Source organism: Flavonifractor sp. An112 (genome assembly GCF_002161085.1).
GTDB lineage: Bacteria > Bacillota > Clostridia > Oscillospirales > Oscillospiraceae > Flavonifractor > Flavonifractor avicola.
In genome coordinates, this window is the sequence record NZ_NFLU01000004.1 from 127,498 (window position 1) to 148,466 (window position 20,969).

Annotated in this window: 22 protein-coding genes; 12 read left to right on the plus strand and 10 right to left on the minus strand. The window is 61.3% G+C overall.

Annotated elements, in window-relative coordinates:
* Positions 1-6 precede the first annotated feature (6 nt).
* The 9 genes from recA to B5E56_RS05115 all read left to right on the plus strand — a co-directional run bounded on the left by recA (position 7) and on the right by B5E56_RS05115 (position 7,912).
* Positions 7-1,119 (plus strand): recombinase RecA, encoded by a 1,113-nt coding sequence (gene recA / locus B5E56_RS05075; protein ID WP_087187356.1) that lies wholly within the window; start codon positions 7-9, stop codon positions 1,117-1,119.
* On the plus strand, positions 1,106-1,756 hold the full coding sequence (locus B5E56_RS05080) for a regulatory protein RecX (protein ID WP_087388905.1): 651 nt from the start codon (positions 1,106-1,108) through the stop codon (positions 1,754-1,756). Before recA ends, B5E56_RS05080 begins: the two co-directional genes overlap by 14 nt.
* Entirely contained in the window at positions 1,756-2,331 is a 576-nt protein-coding gene (locus tag B5E56_RS05085; RefSeq protein ID WP_087266264.1) for a nitroreductase family protein, read from the plus strand. Before B5E56_RS05080 ends, B5E56_RS05085 begins: the two co-directional genes overlap by 1 nt.
* 12 nt (positions 2,332-2,343) lie before the next feature.
* On the plus strand, positions 2,344-3,663 hold the full coding sequence (gene rimO, locus B5E56_RS05090) for a 30S ribosomal protein S12 methylthiotransferase RimO (protein WP_087187353.1): 1,320 nt from the start codon (positions 2,344-2,346) through the stop codon (positions 3,661-3,663).
* 6 nt (positions 3,664-3,669) lie between these two features.
* Complete coding sequence (pgsA, locus tag B5E56_RS05095) at positions 3,670-4,197, plus strand: CDP-diacylglycerol--glycerol-3-phosphate 3-phosphatidyltransferase (protein WP_087266262.1); 528 nt, start codon at positions 3,670-3,672, stop codon at positions 4,195-4,197.
* Positions 4,197-4,832: a DapH/DapD/GlmU-related protein gene (locus B5E56_RS05100; RefSeq protein ID WP_087388906.1), complete on the plus strand. Its 636-nt coding sequence runs from the start codon at positions 4,197-4,199 to the stop codon at positions 4,830-4,832. The genes pgsA and B5E56_RS05100 overlap by 1 nt, the downstream gene beginning before the upstream one ends.
* Before the next feature lie 242 nt (positions 4,833-5,074).
* Positions 5,075-5,761 carry a serine O-acetyltransferase EpsC gene (gene epsC, locus B5E56_RS05105; protein WP_191433340.1) on the plus strand — a complete coding sequence of 229 codons (687 nt, stop codon included), beginning with the start codon at positions 5,075-5,077 and terminating at the stop codon, positions 5,759-5,761.
* Between the two features lie 13 nt (positions 5,762-5,774).
* Positions 5,775-7,187: a cysteine--tRNA ligase gene (gene cysS / locus B5E56_RS05110; protein WP_087388907.1), complete on the plus strand. Its 1,413-nt coding sequence runs from the start codon at positions 5,775-5,777 to the stop codon at positions 7,185-7,187.
* Between the two features lie 152 nt (positions 7,188-7,339).
* Positions 7,340-7,912: an ECF transporter S component gene (locus B5E56_RS05115; protein WP_087388908.1), complete on the plus strand. Its 573-nt coding sequence runs from the start codon at positions 7,340-7,342 to the stop codon at positions 7,910-7,912.
* 38 nt (positions 7,913-7,950) lie between these two features.
* Here the strand turns inward: B5E56_RS05115 and bcp are convergent, their stop codons facing one another.
* From bcp to B5E56_RS05160, 9 genes are all read right to left on the minus strand, one after another.
* Positions 7,951-8,409, minus strand: a complete 459-nt coding sequence (gene bcp, locus B5E56_RS05120; RefSeq protein ID WP_087388909.1) for a thioredoxin-dependent thiol peroxidase — start codon at positions 8,407-8,409, stop codon at positions 7,951-7,953.
* 1 nt (position 8,410) lies between these two features.
* Positions 8,411-9,160 (minus strand): peroxide stress protein YaaA, encoded by a 750-nt coding sequence (yaaA, locus tag B5E56_RS05125; protein ID WP_087388910.1) that lies wholly within the window; start codon positions 9,158-9,160, stop codon positions 8,411-8,413.
* A 14-nt stretch (positions 9,161-9,174) separates the two neighbouring features.
* Positions 9,175-10,341 carry a pyridoxal phosphate-dependent aminotransferase gene (locus B5E56_RS05130; RefSeq protein WP_087388911.1) on the minus strand — a complete coding sequence of 389 codons (1,167 nt, stop codon included), beginning with the start codon at positions 10,339-10,341 and terminating at the stop codon, positions 9,175-9,177.
* Between the two features lie 24 nt (positions 10,342-10,365).
* The gene (locus B5E56_RS05135; RefSeq protein ID WP_087187148.1) at positions 10,366-10,797 is read right to left on the minus strand and encodes an ACT domain-containing protein; all 432 of its coding nucleotides are present in this window, start codon (positions 10,795-10,797) and stop codon (positions 10,366-10,368) included.
* A gap of 15 nt (positions 10,798-10,812) precedes the next feature.
* A complete protein-coding gene (locus B5E56_RS05140) occupies positions 10,813-12,114 on the minus strand; it encodes a phenylacetate--CoA ligase family protein (RefSeq protein ID WP_087388912.1) in 1,302 nt (433 codons plus the stop codon).
* Between the two features lie 19 nt (positions 12,115-12,133).
* Positions 12,134-12,706 carry an indolepyruvate oxidoreductase subunit beta gene (locus B5E56_RS05145; RefSeq protein WP_087388913.1) on the minus strand — a complete coding sequence of 191 codons (573 nt, stop codon included), beginning with the start codon at positions 12,704-12,706 and terminating at the stop codon, positions 12,134-12,136.
* A 2-nt stretch (positions 12,707-12,708) separates the two neighbouring features.
* The gene (gene iorA, locus B5E56_RS05150; protein ID WP_087388914.1) at positions 12,709-14,451 is read right to left on the minus strand and encodes an indolepyruvate ferredoxin oxidoreductase subunit alpha; all 1,743 of its coding nucleotides are present in this window, start codon (positions 14,449-14,451) and stop codon (positions 12,709-12,711) included.
* Between the two features lie 153 nt (positions 14,452-14,604).
* The gene (locus B5E56_RS05155) at positions 14,605-16,182 is read right to left on the minus strand and encodes a sodium:solute symporter family protein (RefSeq protein ID WP_087388984.1); all 1,578 of its coding nucleotides are present in this window, start codon (positions 16,180-16,182) and stop codon (positions 14,605-14,607) included.
* A 42-nt stretch (positions 16,183-16,224) separates the two neighbouring features.
* Positions 16,225-17,862: a class I adenylate-forming enzyme family protein gene (locus B5E56_RS05160; RefSeq protein ID WP_087187144.1), complete on the minus strand. Its 1,638-nt coding sequence runs from the start codon at positions 17,860-17,862 to the stop codon at positions 16,225-16,227.
* Positions 17,863-18,087: 225 nt separating this feature from the next.
* Between B5E56_RS05160 and B5E56_RS05165 the strand changes: the two genes are divergently transcribed.
* Positions 18,088-18,540, plus strand: coding sequence for a zinc ribbon domain-containing protein (locus B5E56_RS05165; RefSeq protein WP_158098669.1), 453 nt, complete (start codon positions 18,088-18,090; stop codon positions 18,538-18,540).
* A gap of 36 nt (positions 18,541-18,576) precedes the next feature.
* Entirely contained in the window at positions 18,577-19,137 is a 561-nt protein-coding gene (locus B5E56_RS05170) for a TetR/AcrR family transcriptional regulator (RefSeq protein ID WP_087388916.1), read from the plus strand.
* A gap of 45 nt (positions 19,138-19,182) precedes the next feature.
* On the opposite strand, the gene B5E56_RS05175 is transcribed toward B5E56_RS05170, so the two are convergent.
* The gene (locus tag B5E56_RS05175; RefSeq protein WP_087187141.1) at positions 19,183-19,884 is read right to left on the minus strand and encodes a zinc ribbon domain-containing protein; all 702 of its coding nucleotides are present in this window, start codon (positions 19,882-19,884) and stop codon (positions 19,183-19,185) included.
* A 226-nt stretch (positions 19,885-20,110) separates the two neighbouring features.
* Between B5E56_RS05175 and B5E56_RS05180 the strand changes: the two genes are divergently transcribed.
* A complete protein-coding gene (locus tag B5E56_RS05180; protein WP_087328057.1) occupies positions 20,111-20,938 on the plus strand; it encodes a TrmH family RNA methyltransferase in 828 nt (275 codons plus the stop codon).
* Positions 20,939-20,969: the final 31 nt, after the last annotated feature.

A 20,969-nucleotide genomic window follows, 5' to 3' on the forward strand; every position in this document is an offset into this window, starting at 1 on the left:
GGATACATGGCAGACAAGAAGAAATCTGTGGTGGAGAGCGCCGCTCCCGCCTCTGACAAGAAAAAGGCGCTGGAGACCGCCATGGCCCAGATCGAGAAGGCCTACGGCAAGGGCTCCATCATGCGCTTGGGCGACAACGCCGACATTGTGGTGGAGGCCATCCCTACCGGCTCTCTGTCCCTGGACCTGGCCCTGGGCATCGGCGGCGTCCCCAAGGGACGTATCATTGAGATCTATGGCCCCGAGTCCTCCGGTAAAACCACCCTGGCCCTCCACATTGTGGCCGAGGCCCAGAAGCGGGGTGGCGAGGTGGCCTTTATCGACGCCGAGCACGCCCTGGATCCCTACTATGCCCGGGCTCTGGGCGTGGACATCGACTCCATGCTTATCTCCCAGCCCGACACCGGCGAGCAGGGCCTGGAAATCTGTGAAGCCTTGGTCCGCTCCGGCGCCATCGACGTGGTGGTGGTGGACTCGGTGGCCGCCCTGACCCCCCGTGCCGAGATCGAGGGCGACATGGGCGACTCCCATGTGGGCCTGCTGGCCCGCCTCATGAGCCAGGCTCTGCGGAAGCTGGCCGGCTCCATTGCCAAGACCAACTGCGTGGTCATCTTTATCAACCAGCTGCGCGAAAAGGTGGGCGTTATGTACGGCAACCCGGAGGTCACCACCGGCGGCCGGGCTCTGAAGTTCTATGCCTCCGTCCGTATGGATGTGCGCCGGGTGGAGTCTTTGAAGAATGGCTCTGAGATCATTGGTAACCGTACCCGGGTCAAGGTGGTCAAGAACAAGGTTTCTCCTCCCTTCAAGGAGGCGGAGTTTGACATCATGTACGGCGAGGGCATCTCCAAGGTGGGCGAGATCCTGGATCTGGCCACCAAGCTGGACCTGGTTCAGAAGTCGGGTTCCTGGTTTGCCATGGGTGAGACCCGTCTGGGTCAGGGCCGGGATGCTGCCAAGCAGTACCTGAAGGACAACCCGGAGGTATGCGATCGGCTGGAGGCCGACATTCGGAAGAACTCCTACAAGCTGATGAGCAGCCAGGCCCGGGCCGCTGCCCGTGCTGCTGGCCGGGCGGTGGATGTATCCGCCGAGGACTTCGAGGATGCGGATCAGTAAGCTGGCCCCCTCGGAGCGCATTCAAGGCCGCTGGCTGTGCCACCTGGAGGATGGGACCATCCTCCGCATCACAGAAAATGAGATCGTCGCCTTTGGGCTGTGCTCAGGCCTGGAGCTGAGCCAGGAGCAGTTAGAGCAGGTGGAACGGGCTGCCAAAGCCGCCGCTGTGCGGGACAAGGCTCTGGACCTGCTGGCTGCCCGACCCCTGTCCCGGAAGGAACTGGTGGACAAGCTGACTGCCCGGCCCCGGAACCGTGAGAAGGAGCCGCTGGCTGACCGGGAGACCGCTGAAGCGGCGGCCGACCGGCTGGAGGAGCTGGGCTACCTGAACGATGAGGCCTATGCCCGTACGGTGGCCGACCACTATGCTGCCAAGGGCTGGGGCCCGGCCCGCATCCGGGACGAACTCTATCGCCGAGGTGTGCCCCGGGACTATTGGGACGAAGCCCTGGAGGATCTGGAGGCTCCTGACGACGCTATTGACGCTTTTTTGCAGAAAAAACTCCGTGGGGCGGATCTCGCCGACCCCAAAAGTTATCAACGGGCGGCCAACGCCCTGGCCCGCCGGGGGTTCCGGTGGGAGGATATCAAAGAGGGCCTGCGCCGGTACGGCGGGGCACTGGAGGAGGAATTCTGATGGATACCCGCGAAGCCCTGATGACCCGCCGCAGCATCCGCCGCTATAAGGCCGACCCCATTCCGGAGGCCGATTTGAAGGACATCCTGGAGGCCGGTTTGGCTGCCCCGTCCGCTATCAACCTGCAGCACTGGTACTTTGTAGCCGTTCAGAGCCCCGAAGCTCTGGAGGAGGTCAAGACCATCATGGGCGGGGTAGTGGAGAAGTTCACCCCGGTGCTGGAGCAGCGCTTTGCCCGCAACCCGGAGCAGGTGGGTATCACCAACAAGTTCCTGTCCACTCTGGGAGGGGCGCCGGTATGTGTACTGGTGTTCTTCCTGAAACCTGACTATCCAGACCGGGACGGCGCCATGCAGAGCGTGTCCGCCGCCATTGAAAATGTACTGCTGGCTGCCTGGGACAAGGGGATCGGCTCCTGCTGGCTGTCCGCGCCCCAGCGGATGGGCTTCGGCCCCGCCTTTCAGGAGCGGTTCGCTCCTGACAAGGGAGAATTCGTGGCGGCCATTACCCTGGGCTATCCCGATCAGCAGCCCAAAATGCCTCCCCGCCGGGAGGGCAGATATACCATCGTATAAGGAGGCAGTCTCTTGAAGATTGCATTTGTATCCCTTGGCTGTGCCAAGAATTTGGTGAATACCGAGCAGATGATGGCCCTGGTGAAGGCTGCCGGCCATACCGTTACCGGCGACCCCGAGGGGGCCGATGTGGCGGTGCTCAATACCTGCGGCTTTATCGATTCCGCCAAGAGCGAGGCCATCCAGAATATTTTGGAGCTGGCTGCCCTGAAGGACCAGGGTAAGCTGGGCAAGCTGCTGGTGGCGGGCTGTCTGACCCAGCGCTACCGGGATGAGATCCTGGAGGAACTGCCCGAGATCGACGGCATTCTGGGTACCGGCAGTTATACCGACATCGTGCCCGCTATCGAGTCTGTCATGGAAGGGGATACCCCCACCTACTTCGGGGATATCGACCATACCATCGAGGACGGTGCGCGCATCGTCTCCACGCCCCCCTATACCGCGTTCCTGAAGATTGCCGAGGGGTGCGACAACCGGTGTGCCTACTGCGTGATTCCCTCCCTCCGGGGCCGGTACCGCAGCCGCACCATGGAGTCACTGCTGGCTGAGGCCAAGAAGCTGGCCGACGACGGGGTGAAGGAGCTCATCGTCATCGCTCAGGACATCACCCGGTACGGCACCGATCTGTACCGTAAGCGGATGCTGCCGGAACTGCTGACCGAGCTGTGCAAGCTGCCCTTCCACTGGGTGCGGCTCCACTACCTGTACCCCGATGAGCTGGATGACGCCCTCATCGACGTCATTGCCCGGGAGCATAAGATCCTCAAGTATATTGACATCCCCCTCCAGCATATCAATGACCGTATCCTCAAGGCCATGAACCGGCGCTCCACCAAGGCGGAGATCATCGCCCTGCTGAAGAAGCTGCGGGAGCGGCTGCCCGGTCTGGTGCTGCGTACCTCCCTCATCTGCGGCCTGCCCGGCGAGACGGAGGAGGAGTTTGAGGAGCTGTGTGACTTCCTGCGGGAGAGCGGTATTGAGCGGGCGGGTATCTTCCAGTTCTCTCCTGAGGAGGGGACCCCCGCCGCCGTCATGCCTGATCAGGTGGACCCGGATACCGCCAAGCGGCGTGTGGAGCTGCTGGTGGAGCTCCAGAGCCGGGTGATGGACGCCTGGAACGAGAGCCGCCTGGGAGAGACCCTGGAGGTGCTGTGCGAGGGCTTTGACCAGGAGATGGGCTGCTACGCTGGCCGCTCCTATGCCGATTCCCCCGACGTGGACGGCAAGGTGTTCTTTACCGCCGCCGGTCTGGTGCCTGCGGGGACCTTTGTCAACGTGCGTATTACCGGTACCAGCGATGGTGACCTGACCGGGGAAATAGAGGAGTGACGTGTTTTGAATACCGCCAATAAGCTGACTTTGCTTCGGGTACTGCTCATCCCCGTCTTTCTGGTGGTGCTCTACCTCCAGTTCCCCTTCCATATGTACTATGCCCTGGCTGTGTTCATCCTGGCCAGCGTCACTGATTTTGTGGACGGCTATATTGCCCGTCACTACAACATGATTACCGATTTCGGCAAGTTCATGGACCCTCTGGCGGACAAGATGCTGGTCATGGCCGCCCTGCTGTGGTTCGTGGAGATGAACCGTTTCCCCGCTTGGGCTCTTCTCATTGTGGTGGTGCGGGAGTTTGCCGTTACCGGCCTGCGGCTGATCGCCGTGGAGCGGGGAAGGGTCATTGCCGCCGCCTGGTCGGGCAAGATCAAGACCGCCTCCACCATGGTGTGCATCTGCATTATGCTGGTGTTCCACAACCTGACCCTGGATGTGGTATGCGTGGCCATTATTTTGGCTACCACCATCTATTCCGGTATCGAGTATTTTGTAAAAAATAAGGACGTTATCGACTGGAGTAAGGTATAATGCTGGACTTTACCAGAACTTTGGAGGAGGACCGGCCCCTCATCCATCCCACCTGTGTGGTGAAAAACTGCACTTTTGGCCGCTATGTGGAGCTGGGGGACCACTGTATCGTGGAGGAGACCCATGTGGGGGACTATACCTACCTCTTCGGGTCCAACGATGTGATCTACTCCCACATCGGCAAGTTCAACTCCATCGCCACCGGCGTGCGCATCAACCCGGTGCAGCACCCGGCCAAGACCCGGGCGGCGGCCCACCACTTTACTTACCGCTGCGCCCACTACGGCTTCGGGCCGGACGACCAGGCGCTGCTCCAATGGCGGCGGGACAACCACCGTGTCACCACGGGCAACGACGTGTGGATCGGCCACAACGCCGTTATCATGGCGGGGGTCACTCTGGGCCACGGCGCGGTGGTGGGGGCGGGTGCCGTGGTCACCCACGACGTGGCCCCCTATGAGATCGTGGGGGGCGTACCCGCCCGACACATCGGCTGGCGGTACGACCAGGACACCATCGCCGCCCTCCTGCGCATCCAGTGGTGGGACTGGAGCCATGAGGAGCTGAAGGAGCGGCTGCGGGACTTTGATGACGTGGCCGCCTTCTGTGCCAAATATGACCCGGGTGTTCGTTGACTTGACACCAAATGGAAAACGTGGTAGTATACTATGGTAACCAAATAGCGCGAGGAACGGAAATAGTATCCAGCGAGTACCCGCCAGAGAGGGAACGTCACCGGCTGAGAGCGGTCCCAGGGAGTAACTGGAGAATGTGCGTCCGGGAGCGCGGGGGATGTGGATGCCCCCCGGCTGGCCCCGTCATCGGCCTTCGAGTGAGAAATGAGAGTGGAACCGCGATTTTATCGCCTCTTATGCGTATGCGTAAGAGGCGTTTTTCTTTGGAGGTGTTTTCCCTGACCCGACTCGGCGAGACCCTGCGGGCCTATCAGGCCCGCGACCCGGCGGCACGGAGCCGTCTGGAGATCTTTTTGCTCTATCCCGGCGTACACGCCATCATCTACCACCGGCTGGCCCATTTTCTCTACCGGCACCACCTGAAATTCCTGGCCCGGTTCGTCAGCCAGTGGAGCCGGTTCTGGACCGGCATTGAGATCCACCCCGGGGCCAAAATCGGCCGCCGGTTCGTCATTGACCACGGCATGGGCATCGTCATCGGCGAGACCGCTGAGATCGGCGACGACTGCCTCATCTACCACGGCGTCACCCTGGGCGGTACCGGCAAGGACCAGGGCAAGCGCCACCCCACCCTGGGCAACAACGTGCTGGTGTCCACCGGCGCCAAAGTGCTGGGCCCTTTCAAGGTGGGGGACAACTCCCGCATCGCCGCCAACGCGGTGGTGCTTAGCGAGATTCCGCCAAACGCCACCGCTGTGGGCGTGCCCGCCCGGGTGGTGCGTATCGCCGGGGAGAAGGTGGACTACGCCTCCTCCGTGGACCAGATCCACGTCACCGACCCGGTGCAGAAAGAATTGCAGGCCATCAGCTCCCGGCTGGAGTGGCTGGAAAAGCTGATGGATGAACAGGCCAGAAGCCAAAATCAATAAGGAGCGAATTGCTATGAAACTGTATAACTCCGCAAGCCACAAAAAGGAAGAGTTTGTCCCCCACGAGCCGGGCAAGGTGACCATGTACACCTGCGGCCCCACGGTGTATCACTTCGCCCACATCGGCAACCTGCGCAGCTACCTGATGGAGGACGTGCTGGAGAAGTTCCTCCGCTACGACGGCTACGACGTGAAGCGGATCATGAACATCACCGACGTGGGCCATCTGGCCTCCGACGCCGACACCGGCGAGGACAAGATGGTGAAGGGCGCCAAGCGGGAGCGCAAGAGCGTCATGGAGATCGCCAAGTTCTACACCGACGCCTTCTTTGCCGACTGCAAGAAGCTGAACATCAAGTACCCCGACGTGGTGCAGCCCGCCACCGGCATGATCGACGACTATATCAAGGTCATTACCAAGCTGCTGGACACCGGCTATGCCTATGTGGCGGGGGGCAACGTGTATTTCGACACCTCCAAGCTGGAGAAATACTATGTGTTCAACGACCACGACGAGGAGGACCTGGCGGTGGGCGTCCGCGAGGGCGTGGAGGAGGACACCAACAAGCGCAACAAGAACGACTTTGTGCTGTGGTTCACCAAGTCCAAGTTTGAAGATCAGGCCCTGAAGTGGGACTCCCCCTGGGGCGTGGGCTATCCCGGCTGGCACATCGAGTGCTCCTGCATCTCCATGAAGTACGCCGGTGAGTACCTGGATCTCCACTGCGGCGGCATTGACAACGCCTTCCCCCACCACACCAACGAGATCGCCCAGTCGGAGGCCTATCTGGGCCATCCCTGGTGCAAATACTGGATGCACGTCCATCACCTGAACACCAACGACGGCAAGATGAGCAAGTCCAAAGGCGAGTTCCTCACCGTCTCCCTGCTGGAGGAGAAGGGGTACGATCCTCTGGTCTACCGCTTCTTCTGCCTCCAGTCCCACTACCGCAAGAGCCTGGTGTTCTCCTGGGAGAACCTGGACAACGCCAAGGTGGCCTACGATAAGCTGGTGGCCCGGGTGGCCGCCCTGTCCGATGACCCCGCCCCGGTGGACCAGGAGGCCGCGGCCAAATATAAGGCCGCCTTTATCGAGGCGGTGGGCAACGACCTGAACACCTCCCTGGGGGTCACCGCCCTGTACGATGTGCTCAAGGCCGATGTGAACGACGCCACCAAGCGCTCCCTCATCGGCAGCTTTGACCAGGTGCTGGGCCTGTCCCTGCTGGAGAAGGCCGCCGCCCAGCGGGAGAAGGCCGCCGCCCCGGTGGAGGGGGCCGAGGAGATCGAGGCCCTCATCGCCCAGCGGCTGGAGGCCAAGAAGGCCAAGGATTGGGCTACCGCCGACGCCATCCGGGATCAGCTCAAGGAGATGGGCGTGGAGATCAAGGACAGCAAGGAAGGGACCACCTGGACCCGGGTATAAGTTATGGAATCAGCGCCCGCCGGCATTGCCGGCGGGCGCTTCTGTTTTGTAAATCTGATCTTATAAAATAGAATAAAATTGATACTTTTAAAAAGATCAGATTAGAACTATACTGGAGGCACAGAAGAAAAACAGAAGGAAGGCGTTCCGGTATGGTAAATCAAAAAACCAGACGTATGGTCATGGCGGCGCTGCTTGCAGCACTGACCACCGCGGCTACCATGGTGATCCGGATCCCCACCCCGACCCTGGGGTACGTCCATCTGGGTGACAGCATGGTGCTGATCTGCGGTATTCTGTTGGGGCCGGGGCTGGGCGCGGCGGCGGCCGGAATCGGGTCAATGCTGGCCGACCTGTTCGGCGGCTTTACGGCATGGGCGCCGGGGACCTTTGCCATCAAGGCGCTGACGGCGCTGGTGGGCGGGAGCCTGTATCGCCTTTGCCTGAGCCGGGAACACATCGCCCCGCCGTTGCGTGTGATTTTGTGCGGCATTCCGGCAGAAGCGGTGATGGTCGCCGGTTATTTCCTCTATGAAGTGGGAATGATGGCCCTGGCAGGCAGCAGCCTGATTGCCGCTGCCGCCGCAGTACTGGCAGGCGTACCCTTCAATGTGGTGCAGGGATTGACGGGGATCGTGGTAGCGGTTGTGCTGCTGCCGGTACTCAGCCATGCAGGAGCTGGGGCAGAGATGCCGGCCCACAGAAGGAAGAGCCACAATTTCTGATAAAAAAGGTGCCCTCCTATGGAGGGCACCTTTTTGGTTTATCCGCGCAGGTAGGCCAGAATATCGGCGGCGTTGGTGTCCGGCTTCACCTTGGGCATCACCTTTTCGATGACGCCGTCGGCGTTGATAACGAAGGTGGAGCGGACCACCCCCATGGACACCTTGCCGTAGTTCTTCTTTTCCTGCCATACGCCGTAGGCCTGAATGGCGGTCAGCTCCGGATCGGACAGCAGGATGAAGGGCAGCTCGTGCTTCTGGGCGAACTTCTGGTGAGAGGCCACCGAGTCCTTGCTGATGCCGATGACCACCGTATCCAGAGCCTGGAATTCGTCGTAGGCGGCGGCGTAGCCGCAGGCCTGCCGGGTGCAGCCGGGGGTATTGTCCCGGGGATAGAAATAGACCACCACCCGCTTGCCCCGGAACTGGGACAGGGTGACGGGGTTGCCCTCCTTGTCGGGGAGGGTGAAGTCGGGGGCGACGGTACCCACTTCCAGCATATCAGGGTTCCTCCTTCAGGAAAACATAGTGTTGGGGATCGGAATGGGCGGGGGAGAAGGTGTAGCCCAGCCGGTCAAAATCTCGCAGCTCCTCCGCCTGTTGGACATGATGCTCCGCCATCCAGCGGACCATCTCACCCCGGGCCATCTTGCACATAGTGCCCTTCTCCACCACCTTGCCGTTCTTCTCCTCCCCGAAGGTGCAGGTAAGGAAGGCGACGGCGGGGGGCAGGTGGGGGGAGACCGCTTTGCTGTATTCCTTGGAGGCCAGATTGACCACCAGATCGGTCTGGGCGGCCAGGGCCTCTGCCAGCTTGTTGCCCCAGAAGGCGTACAGATCCTTGTGTCCATCCACCTTCAGGGGGGCGGCCATCTCCAGCCGGTAGGGGGTCACCCCGTCGAAGGGGCGCAGCAGCCCGTAGAAGCCGGAGAGGATGCGCAGGTGTTCCTTTACATAGTCCAGCTGTGCCCGATCAAAGACGCCGGGGGCCATGTACTGGTACTGGATGCCCTCATAGGACAGCAGGGCGGGGGTGAGGCGGCCCTCCAGGTCCATATGGGCCAGCCGCTCCAAATTGAGGGCGGCGATGGAGTCATTGCACTTCCACAGCTTTTGCAGGGCGGGGCCGTCCATGGCCTTCAGCGCCGCCAACAGCCGCCCGGTCTCGGGCAGAAAGGCGGGCAGGCCCTCGGGGGCAAAGCTGTCGGTGTCCACCCGCATTTTCTTGGCGGGGGAGATGATGATGCGCATGGATTCCTCCCGGCTCAGGCCATTTTCTCCTTGATGTGGGACAGACGGTCCAGGGCCTCCAGCAGGGTCTCATCCTTCTTGGCGAAGTGGAGGCGGACGATGTTGGGCACGTCCTCCATGAAGAAGGAGGTGCCGGGTACGGCGGCCACGCCCACCTTCTGAGTCAGCTCCTCGCAGAACTCCACATCGGTCTGGCCCTTTTTCAGGTAGGGACCGATGTCGGCCAGCACGAAGTAGGTGCCCTGGGGATCGGTGTAGGGGATGCCGATGTTGTCCAGCCCCTTGGTGAAGAGCTCCTTCATGTGGGCGTAGTGGGCCCCGAACTCCTCATAGTAGCTGTCGGGCATCTCCAGACCAGCGATGGCGGCCTCCATCAGGGGAGAGGGGGCGCCCACGGCGTTGAAGTCGTGGTACTGCTTGATCTTGTCCATCAGGTGCTTGGGGGCGATGGCGTAGCCCAGCCGCCAGCCGGTGATGGAGTAGGTCTTGGACAGGGAGGAGCAGGACACAGTGCGTTCCCACATACCGGGGATGGAGTTCATATAGGTGTGCTTGTGGGGGGCGTAGACGATGTGCTCGTATACTTCATCCATAATGGCGTACACATCGTACTTGATGCACAGGTCCGCGATGAGCTTCAGCTCCTCCTCGGTAAACACCTTGCCGCTGGGGTTGGAGGGGTTGCAGATGAGGATGGCCTTGGGGTGCTGCTTGAAGGCGTCCTCCAGCACAGTGGCGTCGAAGCCGAAGGCGGGGGGCACCAGAGGCACATAGATAGGCTCACAGTCGGCAAAGAGGGCCTGGGCATGGTAGTTTTCAAAATAGGGGGAGAAGAGGATAATCTTATCCCCCGGGTTGGTGAGGGCAAAAATGGTATCCACCATGGCCTCGGTGGAGCCGATGGTCACCACCATCTCGGTCTCCGGGTCCAGGGTGCGGCCCATGAAGCGGCCGCACTTTTTGGCCAGAGCCCGGCGGAAGTTGGGGGCGCCCATGGTGATGGGGTACTGGTGAGGGCCGGCATGGGCCACCTCAGCCAGCCGGTCCAGCAGTGCCTTGGGCGGGTCGAAATCAGGGAAGCCCTGGGCAAGATTGATGGCGTTGTTGGCAATGGCGATGCGGGTCATCCGGCGAATGACGGAGTCGGTGAAATACTGGGTTTTCTTGCTCAACGGCTGCATAACAGTTCAACCTCGCTTTTCTCGTTAATGGACGCCCAGCGCCTCGCCCCGGGCGGGGGGCATGGCGTTGGCCTGGAGCAGGCTGGCCAGCCCCACGGCGTCGGCCACACGGAAGATCATGCAGGCCTGGCCGTCCACCTGGCCAAAGACCGAGTAGACGTACTCCACATCAATGGATTCCTTAGCCAGCAGGGACAGAATACGGCCCAGGCCGCCAGGCTCGTCGGGTACCAACACTGCTACAACCGGGGTCATGGAGACGATGAAGCCGTGTTCCAGCAGCAGGGAGGCGGCCTGCTGGGGCTGATCCACGATCATGCGCAGCACGCCGTAATCGCTGGTTTCGGCGATGTGGAGGGCCCGCATATTGATCTGATGTTCGGACAGAATGGCGGTGATCTCCGCCAGCTGCCCCGCCCGGTTTTCCAGAAAGACAGAAATCTGTTGGATGGTCATAACCTTGCTCCTCTCTTAGATCTTCCGCTTGTCGATGACGCGGACCGCCTTGCCCTCGGAGCGCTGGATGGACTTGGGGGCCACCAGACGGACCTTGGCGTAGATGCCCAGCATGGCCTTGAGGGCGGCCACAACCTGCTTCTCCTTTTCAGCCACCTGGCTCAGCTGGTCGGAGAACATCTCCGGGGTCATCTCCACCAGCACCTCCATGGTGTCGGTGTTGTTCACCCGGTCCACGATGATCTGATAGTTGGGGGCGAAGCTCTGGCCCATGAGTACCGTCTCGATCTGGGACGGGAACACGTTGACGCCCTTGATGATGAGCATATCGTCGCTGCGGCCCATGGGCTTGCTCATCTTGATGTGGGTGCGGCCGCAGGGGCAGTCCTCATGGTGAAGCACACAGATGTCCCGGGTGCGGTAGCGCAGCAGGGGGAAGGCCTCCTTGGTAATGGAGGTGAACACCAGCTCGCCCTTGGACCCCTCGGGGAGGACCTCCCCGGTCTCGGGATCGATGATCTCGGCGATGAAGTGGTCCTCGTTGATGTGCATTCCGCTCTGGGCGGAGCACTCAAAGGCCACGCCGGGGCCGGACAGCTCGGTGAGGCCGTAGATGTCATAGGCCTTGATGCCCAGGGTTTCCTCGATGTTCTGCCGCATCTCCTGGCTCCAGGCCTCGGCGCCGAAGATACCCGCCTTCAGGGGAATCTGGTCGGGGGTGAGGCCCATCTCCTTCATGCTCTCAGCCAGATAGGCGGCATAGGAGGGGGTGCAGCACAGAATGGTGGCGTTCAGGTCCCGGATGAACATGATCTGCCGCTCGGTGTTGCCCGAGGAGGTGGGGATGGTAAGACAGCCCACCTTGTGGGAGCCGCCGTTGAGGCCGGGGCCACCGGTGAACAGGCCATATCCGTAGCTCACCTGACACACGTCCTCGTTGGTGCCGCCGGCGGCCGTAATGGCGCGGGCGCAGCAGTCCTCCCACAGGTCGATGTCGTGCTGGGTGTAGAAGGCCACCACCCGCTTGCCGGTGGTGCCGGAAGTGGACTGGATGCGGACGCAGTCCTTCAAAGGCCGGGCCACCAGGCCGTAGGGATAGGCCTCCCGCAGGTCGGCCTTGGTGACGAAGGGCAGCTTGTGCAGATCGTCCACACCCTTGATGTCCTCGGGGGTCAGGCCCTTCTCCTCCATCTTCTTGCGGTAGTAGGGGACGTTGTCCCATACATTGTGGACTTGCTTGACCAGACGCTCATCCTGCCAGGCGCGGATCTGCTCCCGGCTGGCGCACTCAATGTCTTTCTGATAGTAACGCTCCATGCTTCTCTCTCCTCGCGGCTCAGGAATTTCTGCCCAGGTGGAAGGCTTTGCGGTTGAGTTCCAGGAATTTTTCCGGTACGCTGCGGGTCAGAGCCTGCTGCCAGGCCTCCTCCGGCAGGTCAAAGTACCGGGACAGACGGCCCATGAGCACCAGGTTCACCGCCTTGGGAGAACCGGCCTCCTCGGCCAGAGCCAGGGCGTCCATGGCGTCCACCAGCACCCCGGCCTCCTTCATCTGGCCCACCAGGTCCTGGGGATAGGCGGCGGCGCCGGTGATAACAGGCATGGGGTTGATCTGCTGGGTGTTGGTGATGATGCGCCCGCCGCTCTTGAGAAAGGCGGTGTAGCGGGCGGCCTCCAGAAGCTCAAAGGAGACGATGAAATCGGCCTCCCCCTGGTCGATGATGGGGGAGTATACCTTGTCGCCGAAGCGGACGTAGGTGACCACGCTACCGCCACGTTGGCTCATGCCGTGGACCTCGGATACCTTCACGTCATAGCCCTGGTCCAGAAGCAGACGGCCCAGCAGCTTGCTGGCCAGCAGGGAACCCTGGCCGCCTACGCCTACGATCATAATGTTTTTCGTATCCATGTTCACACCTCCTCACCCGTCTGGAGGGCGTCAAACTTACACAGCTGCTGGCACACGCCGCAGCCCACGCACAGGGTGGCATCCACCCCGGCCTTGCCGTCCGTCACCGAAATGGCGGGGCAGCCGATCTTCATGCAGGCCTTGCAGCCCACGCACTTGCCGGTGTCCACCGTCAGGGGCGCCTTGTGCTTGACGTATTTCAGCAGGGCGCAGGGACGGCGGGAGATAACCACCGACGCCTCGGGGGCGGCCAGCTCCTCCTTGATAACGGCCTCGCACTGGCTCAGGTCGTAGGGGTCCACCACCCGCACCCGGCGGATACCCACGGCCTTGCACAGGGACTCCAGGTCGATCTTGGTGCAGGGGTCTCCCTTCAGGTTGAAGCCGGTGGTGGGGTTTTGCTGATGGCCGGTCATGCCGGTGATGGAGTTGTCCAGAATGATAACGGTGGCGTTGGACTCGTTGTAGGCGATGTTGACCAGGCCGGTGATGCCCGAGTGCATGAAGGTGGAGTCGCCGATGACCGCCACCGTCTTGCCGTCCATCTGGCCGCCGGAGGCCTTCAGGAAGCCGTGGATGCCGGACACCGAGGCCCCCATGCAGATGGTGGAGTCAATGGCGGACAGGGGAGCCACCGCGCCCAGAGTATAGCAGCCGATGTCGCCCAGCACGGTGAGCTTCATCTTGTTAAGGGTGTAAAACAGACCACGGTGGGGGCAGCCGGCGCACATGACAGGGGGGCGGTTGGGGATGGCGGCGTCCAGAGTCTTGCCCGCCTCAGGGGCGGTACCCAGCTTGGCGGCCACCTTATTTTGGCTGAGCTCGTCGATGAGGGAGAAGAAGGCCTTGCCCTCTACCTCCAGGCCCAGCTCCCGGCACCAGGTCTCCAGGAAGCCGTCCAGCTCCTCCACCACCACCAGCTTGTCCACGCCGGCGGCGAAGTCCCGGATCAGCTTGGAGGGCAGGGGCCACACCATGCCCAGCTTGAGGACGGGGTACTTGTCTCCCACCACTTCCTTTACATACTGGTAGCTGGTAGAGGAGGTGAGGATACCCATGCTGTGGTCGGTGCCTGCCTCGACCCGGTTGAAGGGGCAGCTCTCCGCCCAGTCAGCCAGGGCCTGGGTGCGCTGCTCCACCACTGGGTGGCGCAGCTTGGCGTAGCCGGGCATCATGATGTACTTGGCGGGGTTCTTCTCGTAGGGACGGGCGGGAGGCTCTACCCGCTCTCCGGTCTCCACCACGCTCTGGGAGTGGGACACACGGGTGCACATCTTGAGGAGCACCGGGGTGTCGAACTGCTCGGACAGCTCATAGGCCGCCTTGGTGAAGGCAAGAGCCTCGGCAGAGTCGGCGGGCTCCAGCATGGGCAGCTTGGCCGAGCGGGCGTAGTGGCGGGAGTCCTGCTCATTCTGGGAGGAGTGCATCCCAGCATCGTCGGCCACGGCGATGACCATGCCGGCGTTAACGCCGGTATAGGCGATGGTGAACAGAGGATCGGCGGCCACGTTGAGGCCAACGTGCTTCATGCCGCAGAAGGACCGCTTGCCCGCCAGACAGGCGCCGAAGGCGGTTTCCATGGCCACCTTCTCGTTGGGGGCCCATTCGGCGTACACCTCGGGGAACTTGGCTACTGCCTCGGTGATTTCGGTGCTGGGGGTGCCTGGGTAGCTGGAGACAACGGCGCAGCCTGCCTCATAGAGGCCCCGGGCCACGGCTTCGTTGCCGAGCATCAGGGTTTTCATGGTGCATTTCTCCTTTTCCAGAGGCTATCGGAAAATAAAAAACGTCCTCTGCATCGGATGCAGAGGACGACGATTTTCCGGCGAAACGGCCTCTACCTGGTTCCGTTCTCGCAAATTTGAACGGTATTACTTTATCACTTTTTGTTGGTAAAGTCAAATCTTTTTTACAGGACCTTCCTCTGCCAGATCGTCCCTGGGACCAATGGAGTCGGTGACTGCCACGGTGACGGTGCGCTCATAGCAGGAAAAGATCTCCTTCACCCGGCTGGGGCCGGGGGCGGGGGTAAACAGGCTGACCACCGGCATGATGATCAGGCCTGCCAGCATACAGAAGGCGCCGCAGTTGATGGGGGACTGGAGTACCGGAGGGAACCAGGCCCCGGCGAAGATATTGGCCAGCATGACCACGGTGGAGAAGAGGAAGCATACGGCGCAGGCGGCCTTGGTGGTGCGCTTCCAGTACAGCCCGTAGAGGAAGGGAGCCAGGAAGGCCCCGGCCAGTGCGCCCCAGGACACCCCCATAAGCTGGGCAATGAAGGTCAGGTTGGACCGGTACTGTACAATGGCCAGTACCACGGAAATGGCGATGAACACCACCACCAGGGCCCGCATCCAGCGGACCTGCCGCTTCTCATCCATGTCCTTGATGAGGTTGTCCTTGATGAAGTCCAGGGTGAGGGTGGAGCTGGAGGCCAGCACCAGAGAGGACAGGGTGGACATGGAGGCCGAGAGCACCAGAATGACCACCACCGCAATGAGGATGGAGGGCAGACCGGAGAGCATGGCGGGGATGATGGAGTCGTAGCCTTCGGCAGCCACCGTCTCCGGGGTGGAGAAGAGCCGCCCGAAGCCACCCAGGAAGTAGCAGCCTCCCGCCACCACCAGGGCAAAGGCCGTGGAGATCACAGTGCCCTTGGTGATGGCCGACTCGCTTTTAATGGCGTAGAACTTCTGCACCATCTGGGGCAGGCCCCAGGTGCCCAGGCTGGTGAGCACCACCACGCCCATGAGGCTGGGCAGGTCGGGGCCGAAGAAGGAGGCGAACACGCCGGGGGTATCGGACACGGCAGGGTCGCTGACCCGGGCCAGGGCGTCCAGGGCTCCGGTCAGACCGCCCTGGGTGTTGAGCACCGCGGCAATGACGGCGATAATGCCGAAGATCATGATGATACCCTGGATGAAGTCGTTGATGGCGGTGGCCATATAGCCTCCGGCGATGACATATACCCCGGTGAGCACCGCCATTACTACCACGCACACGGCGTAGTCGATGTCGAAGGCCATGGCGAAGAGCCGGGACAGGCCGTTGTACAGGCTGGCGGTGTAGGGGATGAGGAAGATGAAGATAATGACGGAGGCAGTGATCTTCAGCCTGCTGCTGTCAAAGCGGCGGCCGAAGAACTCGGGCATGGTGGCGCTGTCCAGGTGCTGGGTCATGATGCGGGTGCGGCGGCCCAGCACCACCCAGGCCAGCAGGGAGCCCAGAAAGGCGTTGCCCAGGCCTGCCCAGGTGGCGGCGATGCCGAAACGCCAGCCGAACTGACCGGCGTAGCCCACAAAGACCACAGCGGAGAAGTAGCTGGTGCCGTAGGCAAAGGCGGTGAGCCAGGGGCCCACCGACCGGCCCCCCAGCACGAAGCCGTTGACGTTGGTGGTGTGGCGGCGGCAGTACAGCCCGATGCCCACCATGACGGCGAAAAACAGGACAAGTAGAGATACTTTGATGAGCATATCGGTCACAGGGGAACACTCCTTGCTGCCCGGCTGACTGGATCAGTTGGAGATTTGGGCCTCCACCAGACGGCCGTGGCAGTATTTCTCCCGCAGCACCGGCTTTTCGATCTTGCCGGTGGGGTTGCGGGGCACATGGTCGAAGATGATCTTCCGGGGCCGCTTGTACCGGGGCAGCTCCTGACAGAAAGCGTTGATCTCCTCTTCGGTGCAGGAGACACCCTCCTTCACCTCCACAATGGCGGCGGCGATCTCGCCCAGCCGGGGATCGGGCAGGCCGATGACCGCCACGTCCTTCAGCTTGTCGAACTTCCGCAGGAAGTCCTCGATCTGCACCGGGTACAGGTTCTCGCCGCCGGAGATGACCACGTCTTTCTTCCGGTCCACCAGATAGATAAAGCCGTCCTCATCCACCTCGGCCATGTCGCCGGTGTACAGCCAGTCCCCCTTGAGGACCTCAGCGGTAGCCTCCGGGTTCTTGTAGTAGCACTGCATCACGCCGGGGCCGCAGACGATGAGTTCGCCCACCTGGCCCTGGGGCACCTCCACACCGTGCTCGTCCACCACCTTGGCGGCCCACAGATAGCCCGGCTTGCCGATGGCGCCCACCTTGTCGATGTTCTCCACCCCCAGATGGACGCAGCCGGGACCGATGGACTCGGACAGACCGTAGTTGGTGTCGTACTGGTGGTGGGGGAAGAACTTCTTCCACCGGTGGATCAGGCTGGGCGGTACCGGCTGAGCGCCGATGTGCATGAGCCGCCACTGGTCCAGCAGGTAGTCGTCCAGATTGACCCGGCCGCTGTCGATGGCATCCAGGATGTCCTGGGCCCAGGGTACCAGCAGCCACACGATGGTACACTTTTCCTCGGTGACCGTTCGGAGGATCCACTCCGGGGACACCCCTCGCAGCAATACCGCCTTGCCGCCGCTGGCCAGGGAGCCGAACCAGTGCATCTTGGCGCCGGTGTGGTACAGGGGCGGAATGCAGAGGAATACGTCCTCATGGGTCTGGCCGTGGTGGTGCTGCTCGGTGAGGCAGGAGGAGAGCAGGGCCTTGTGATTATGTAGAATGGCCTTGGGGAAGCCGGTGGTACCCGAGGAAAAGTAGATGGCCGCCAGATCGCTCAGCTCCAGATGGACCGGAGGGGGCTCAATGGTGCAGTACATGACAAGCTCCCGATAACTCTCAGCAAAGGCGGGGGTGTGGTTGCCCACATAGAACCACTGGCGCACCCGGCCCAGATCGGGAAGGATGGGCTCCAGCCGGTCGATGAACTCAGGGCCGAACACCAGGGCCTCCACATCGGCCAGATCCAGACAGTAGCGAATCTCGTCGGAGGAATAGCGGAAGTTCATGGGGACGGCCAGACAGCCCGCCTTCAGGATGCCGAAATACACCGGCAGCCACTCCAGGCAGTTCATCAGCAGGATGCCCACCTTGGTGCCCCGCTTCAGTCCCCGGCTGAGCAGCAGGTTGGCAAAGCGGTTGGCCTTCTTGTCAAACTGGCCCCAGGTGATCTCCCGGCGGTAGGGCTCGTCAGGACGGTTGCGCTCGATGAGGCTGAACTCCCGCCAGGTGGTGGCCTTGTCCCGCTCCTCCGAGGGGTTGATCTCCACCAGGGCAGGCTCGTCCCGGTACAGCCGGGCATTGCGCTCCAGAAAGTCTGTGATAACCATGACAGCTGACTCCTTTGCGCCTCCCGGTTCCGTACAGCGGGGTAGGGGAGGCGGATGTTTTTCCAACTGGAAATTGTATCGTTGTGTATTTTACTGCTTTAAAGCGAAAAAGTCAAGAGGGAACCGGACAGTTTGATCCGGTTGAAAAAGAGGGGCGGCTATGTTATATTGTGAGGGAAATCAAATCCAGGCCCCACCTGGAGGTGGGGAGAAAGGAGCATGAGTATGTCTCAGTTTTTGGATGGGATCGGCAAGCGGCTGTCCGACGCAGGGCAGGGCGTGGCCAGGCACACCAAGAACTTTACGGAGGTGACCCGGCTCAACGGAGCCATTGCCGAGCAGGAGCGGCAGGCAGCTGCCCTGCTGCGGGAGCTGGGGCAGGCCTGCTATGACCGACACCAGAACGACCCGGACTATGAATATGCCGCTCAAATTGAAGGGATCCGGGCCGCCTATGCCCAGATTGCCCAGTATCAGGCCCAGATCCGCCAGATCAAGGGCATCCGCATCTGCCCGGAGTGCGGGGCAGAGGTGGGACCGGATTCCGCCTTCTGCGGCGGCTGCGGCGCCAAGATGGAGCCGCTTGCCGCCGAAAGCGGACGGGTATGTCCCAAGTGCGGCAGCCCGGTAGATGGGGACAGCCTGTTCTGCGCCACCTGTGGGACACGGCTGGAGTAATGCCGCCGGACCGGTGATCAAAGAGAGGTGAGTCTGATGCGGAATGCGGTGATTTCCCGGGACGAGATCCTGGAGGCCAGCCGCCTGATGCTTCAGGAGAAGGGGTGGTCCGCCATCCATATGCGCTCGGTAGCGGTACGCTGTGGTGTGTCCGTGGGATCGCTGTACAACTATTTTCCCTCCAAGACAGAGCTGGTGGCGGCCACGGTGGAGAGCGTATGGCAGGAACTTTTCCATGTACCGGAGGATCTGACGGGGGAGGAGCGTTTTTGCAAGGTAATCCAGTGGCTGCATGACAGCATACAGGAGGGGAACCGCCGTTATCAGGGATTTCTGACCCTCCATGCCATGGGCTTTACTACTGGGGAAGGCAAGGTGGAGGGCCGCCGGATGATGGAACGGGTTCAGGGCCAGCTGCGGGAGTCCCTGTGCCGGCTGCTCCGGGAGGATGAACAGGTCAACCAGTCGGTATTTGACAGCCGCCTGACCCCGGAGGGATTTGTGGAACTGGTATTTTCCATGCTGATTACCGCCCTGCTGCGGGGGGAGGAGGATTGCGAACCCCTGCTGGCGGTGGTCCGCCGGGTACTCTATTAAAGAAAAAAGCCGGATGGCCATGCCATCCGGCTTTTTTGGTACAAATCAGTTGACAAACAGGGAAGCGCGCTTTTTGAAGTAGACGTTGTTAAGTGCAATCATCAATACGGAAAGTACAAGTCCCAATACATACGAACCTGCAAGCGAAGAGGAAAAGAAGATGTCGCCAGCCAACGCGGCTGTCAAAATCAGACGGGCAGCTGAATGTGCGGTGCTAATACTTAAAAATATAAGCAAGTAGGAAGGGGCATCTTTCCGAAACTGAACCAATTTTTGTCGGACAAAAATGGCCATTACACCCAGCGCGATCATAACAATTCCGCTAAGCAAATCAACGATCCGCAATTCACCGAAGAAGAGATAAATTAACTCCGACTCTTCTCCATAAGCTTTTCCGGCTATTAAAAGGATACCGGAAATCACACCACCCACACAAGATGCAAACAGCGAAAAATAAATTAAAAATTTATACCATTTCATGGGATAACCGTTGAAAGCGGAGACGCTGCTGGGGCTCTGGTAGCCGCCGTTGGGACGGTAGCCGCCGACAGGCGGGGGCGTAGTGGGAGTGTAGTTGGGATAACTGCCGGGCTGGCTGGGGGGTGTTTGCTGGGTAGGGGGAGTCTGCTGGTAGGAGGAAGCCCCAGCCTGGGGCGGTGTTTCCTGCGCGGAATTCAACTGGTTTCCACAGCCAGGGCAAAACAGACTGCCGTCTGCGATCTGACGACCGCAATACTTACAGAACATGATATGACCTCCTGTTCTCTCTCTTAGTCCTCCCAATGGGAGTATCCTTATTTTAAACACTTTGACGAATTTTGTAAATAGCCAGGAGAAAATTTACAGAAAGCCAACGCCGGAAGAATGTGCGTTGCCACAGGCGAGCGGGTGCGGTATAATAAAAAATAACTCTGTACCAAGAGAGAACAACCTTCTGAATGAAGGGTGAAGAGAAGGCAGGAGAAGAGACACCATGGCCAACATCATTGAGATCACCGACTATTCCGATCCTCAGCTGGACTGCTACGCCCGGCTCACCGAGGCCCAGCTGCGCAACCGGCTGGAGCCGGAGAAGGGCATCTTCATCGCCGAGAGCCCCAAGGTGATCCTGCGGGCCCTGGACGCCGGGTATGAGCCCCTCTCCCTGCTGATGGAGCGCAAGAAGATCGACGGGCCCGCCAAAGAGGTGGTGGCCCGGTGCGGTGACCTGCCCCTCTACACCGCCGACCGGGAAGTGTTGGAGGGTCTCACCGGCTATGAGGTGACCCGGGGTGTGCTGTGCGCCATGCGGCGGCCGGTGCTGCCCACAGTGGAGGAGCTGTGCGCAGGTGCCCGGCGGGTGGCGGTGCTGGAGGGTATTGTGGATTCCACCAACGTGGGGGCCATCTTCCGTTCCGCTGCCGCCCTCCACATGGACGCGGTGCTGGTTACCCCTACCTGCTGCGACCCCCTGTACCGCCGGGCGGCCCGTGTGAGTATGGGCACCGTATTCCAGATCCCCTGGACCCGTATCGGGGACGACCCCTCCCAGTGGCCCCAGCCGGGGCTGAGCCGCCTGAATGCTCTGGGCTTTAAGACAGTGGCCATGGCCCTCAGCGATACTGCCATCAGCATTGAGGACCCACGCCTGCGGCAGGAGGACAAGCTGGCCATCGTGCTGGGTACCGAGGGGGACGGCCTGTCGGATCACACAATCGCCGCCTGCGACTACACCGTGTGTATCCCCATGTCCCACGGGGTGGACTCCCTCAACGTGGCGGCGGCCAGTGCCGTAGCTTTCTGGGAGCTGCGAGCCAGGTAAGGATCAAAAACGCCTGTGACGAAAGTCGCAG

Bases quoted from the DNA above. Each gene is read 5' to 3' on its own strand.
- B5E56_RS05170 (WP_087388916.1), top strand. From the start codon at position 18,577: ATGCGGAATGCGGTGATTTCCCGGGACGAGATCCTGGAGGCCAGCCGC.
- B5E56_RS05115 (WP_087388908.1), top strand. From the start codon at position 7,340: ATGGTAAATCAAAAAACCAGACGTATGGTCATGGCGGCGCTGCTTGCA.
- B5E56_RS05145 (WP_087388913.1), bottom strand. From the start codon at position 12,706: ATGGATACGAAAAACATTATGATCGTAGGCGTAGGCGGCCAGGGTTCC.
- B5E56_RS05100 (WP_087388906.1), top strand. From the start codon at position 4,197: ATGCTGGACTTTACCAGAACTTTGGAGGAGGACCGGCCCCTCATCCAT.
- B5E56_RS05165 (WP_158098669.1), top strand. From the start codon at position 18,088: ATGTCTCAGTTTTTGGATGGGATCGGCAAGCGGCTGTCCGACGCAGGG.
- epsC (WP_191433340.1), top strand. From the start codon at position 5,075: ATGCGTAAGAGGCGTTTTTCTTTGGAGGTGTTTTCCCTGACCCGACTC.
- B5E56_RS05085 (WP_087266264.1), top strand. From the start codon at position 1,756: ATGGATACCCGCGAAGCCCTGATGACCCGCCGCAGCATCCGCCGCTAT.
- B5E56_RS05155 (WP_087388984.1), bottom strand. From the start codon at position 16,182: ATGCTCATCAAAGTATCTCTACTTGTCCTGTTTTTCGCCGTCATGGTG.
- bcp (WP_087388909.1), bottom strand. From the start codon at position 8,409: ATGCTGGAAGTGGGTACCGTCGCCCCCGACTTCACCCTCCCCGACAAG.
- iorA (WP_087388914.1), bottom strand. From the start codon at position 14,451: ATGAAAACCCTGATGCTCGGCAACGAAGCCGTGGCCCGGGGCCTCTAT.
- B5E56_RS05140 (WP_087388912.1), bottom strand. From the start codon at position 12,114: ATGGAGCGTTACTATCAGAAAGACATTGAGTGCGCCAGCCGGGAGCAG.
- yaaA (WP_087388910.1), bottom strand. From the start codon at position 9,160: ATGCGCATCATCATCTCCCCCGCCAAGAAAATGCGGGTGGACACCGAC.
- B5E56_RS05160 (WP_087187144.1), bottom strand. From the start codon at position 17,862: ATGGTTATCACAGACTTTCTGGAGCGCAATGCCCGGCTGTACCGGGAC.
- B5E56_RS05135 (WP_087187148.1), bottom strand. From the start codon at position 10,797: ATGACCATCCAACAGATTTCTGTCTTTCTGGAAAACCGGGCGGGGCAG.
- recA (WP_087187356.1), top strand. From the start codon at position 7: ATGGCAGACAAGAAGAAATCTGTGGTGGAGAGCGCCGCTCCCGCCTCT.
- B5E56_RS05180 (WP_087328057.1), top strand. From the start codon at position 20,111: ATGGCCAACATCATTGAGATCACCGACTATTCCGATCCTCAGCTGGAC.
- cysS (WP_087388907.1), top strand. From the start codon at position 5,775: ATGAAACTGTATAACTCCGCAAGCCACAAAAAGGAAGAGTTTGTCCCC.
- B5E56_RS05130 (WP_087388911.1), bottom strand. From the start codon at position 10,341: ATGCAGCCGTTGAGCAAGAAAACCCAGTATTTCACCGACTCCGTCATT.
- B5E56_RS05175 (WP_087187141.1), bottom strand. From the start codon at position 19,884: ATGTTCTGTAAGTATTGCGGTCGTCAGATCGCAGACGGCAGTCTGTTT.
- B5E56_RS05080 (WP_087388905.1), top strand. From the start codon at position 1,106: ATGCGGATCAGTAAGCTGGCCCCCTCGGAGCGCATTCAAGGCCGCTGG.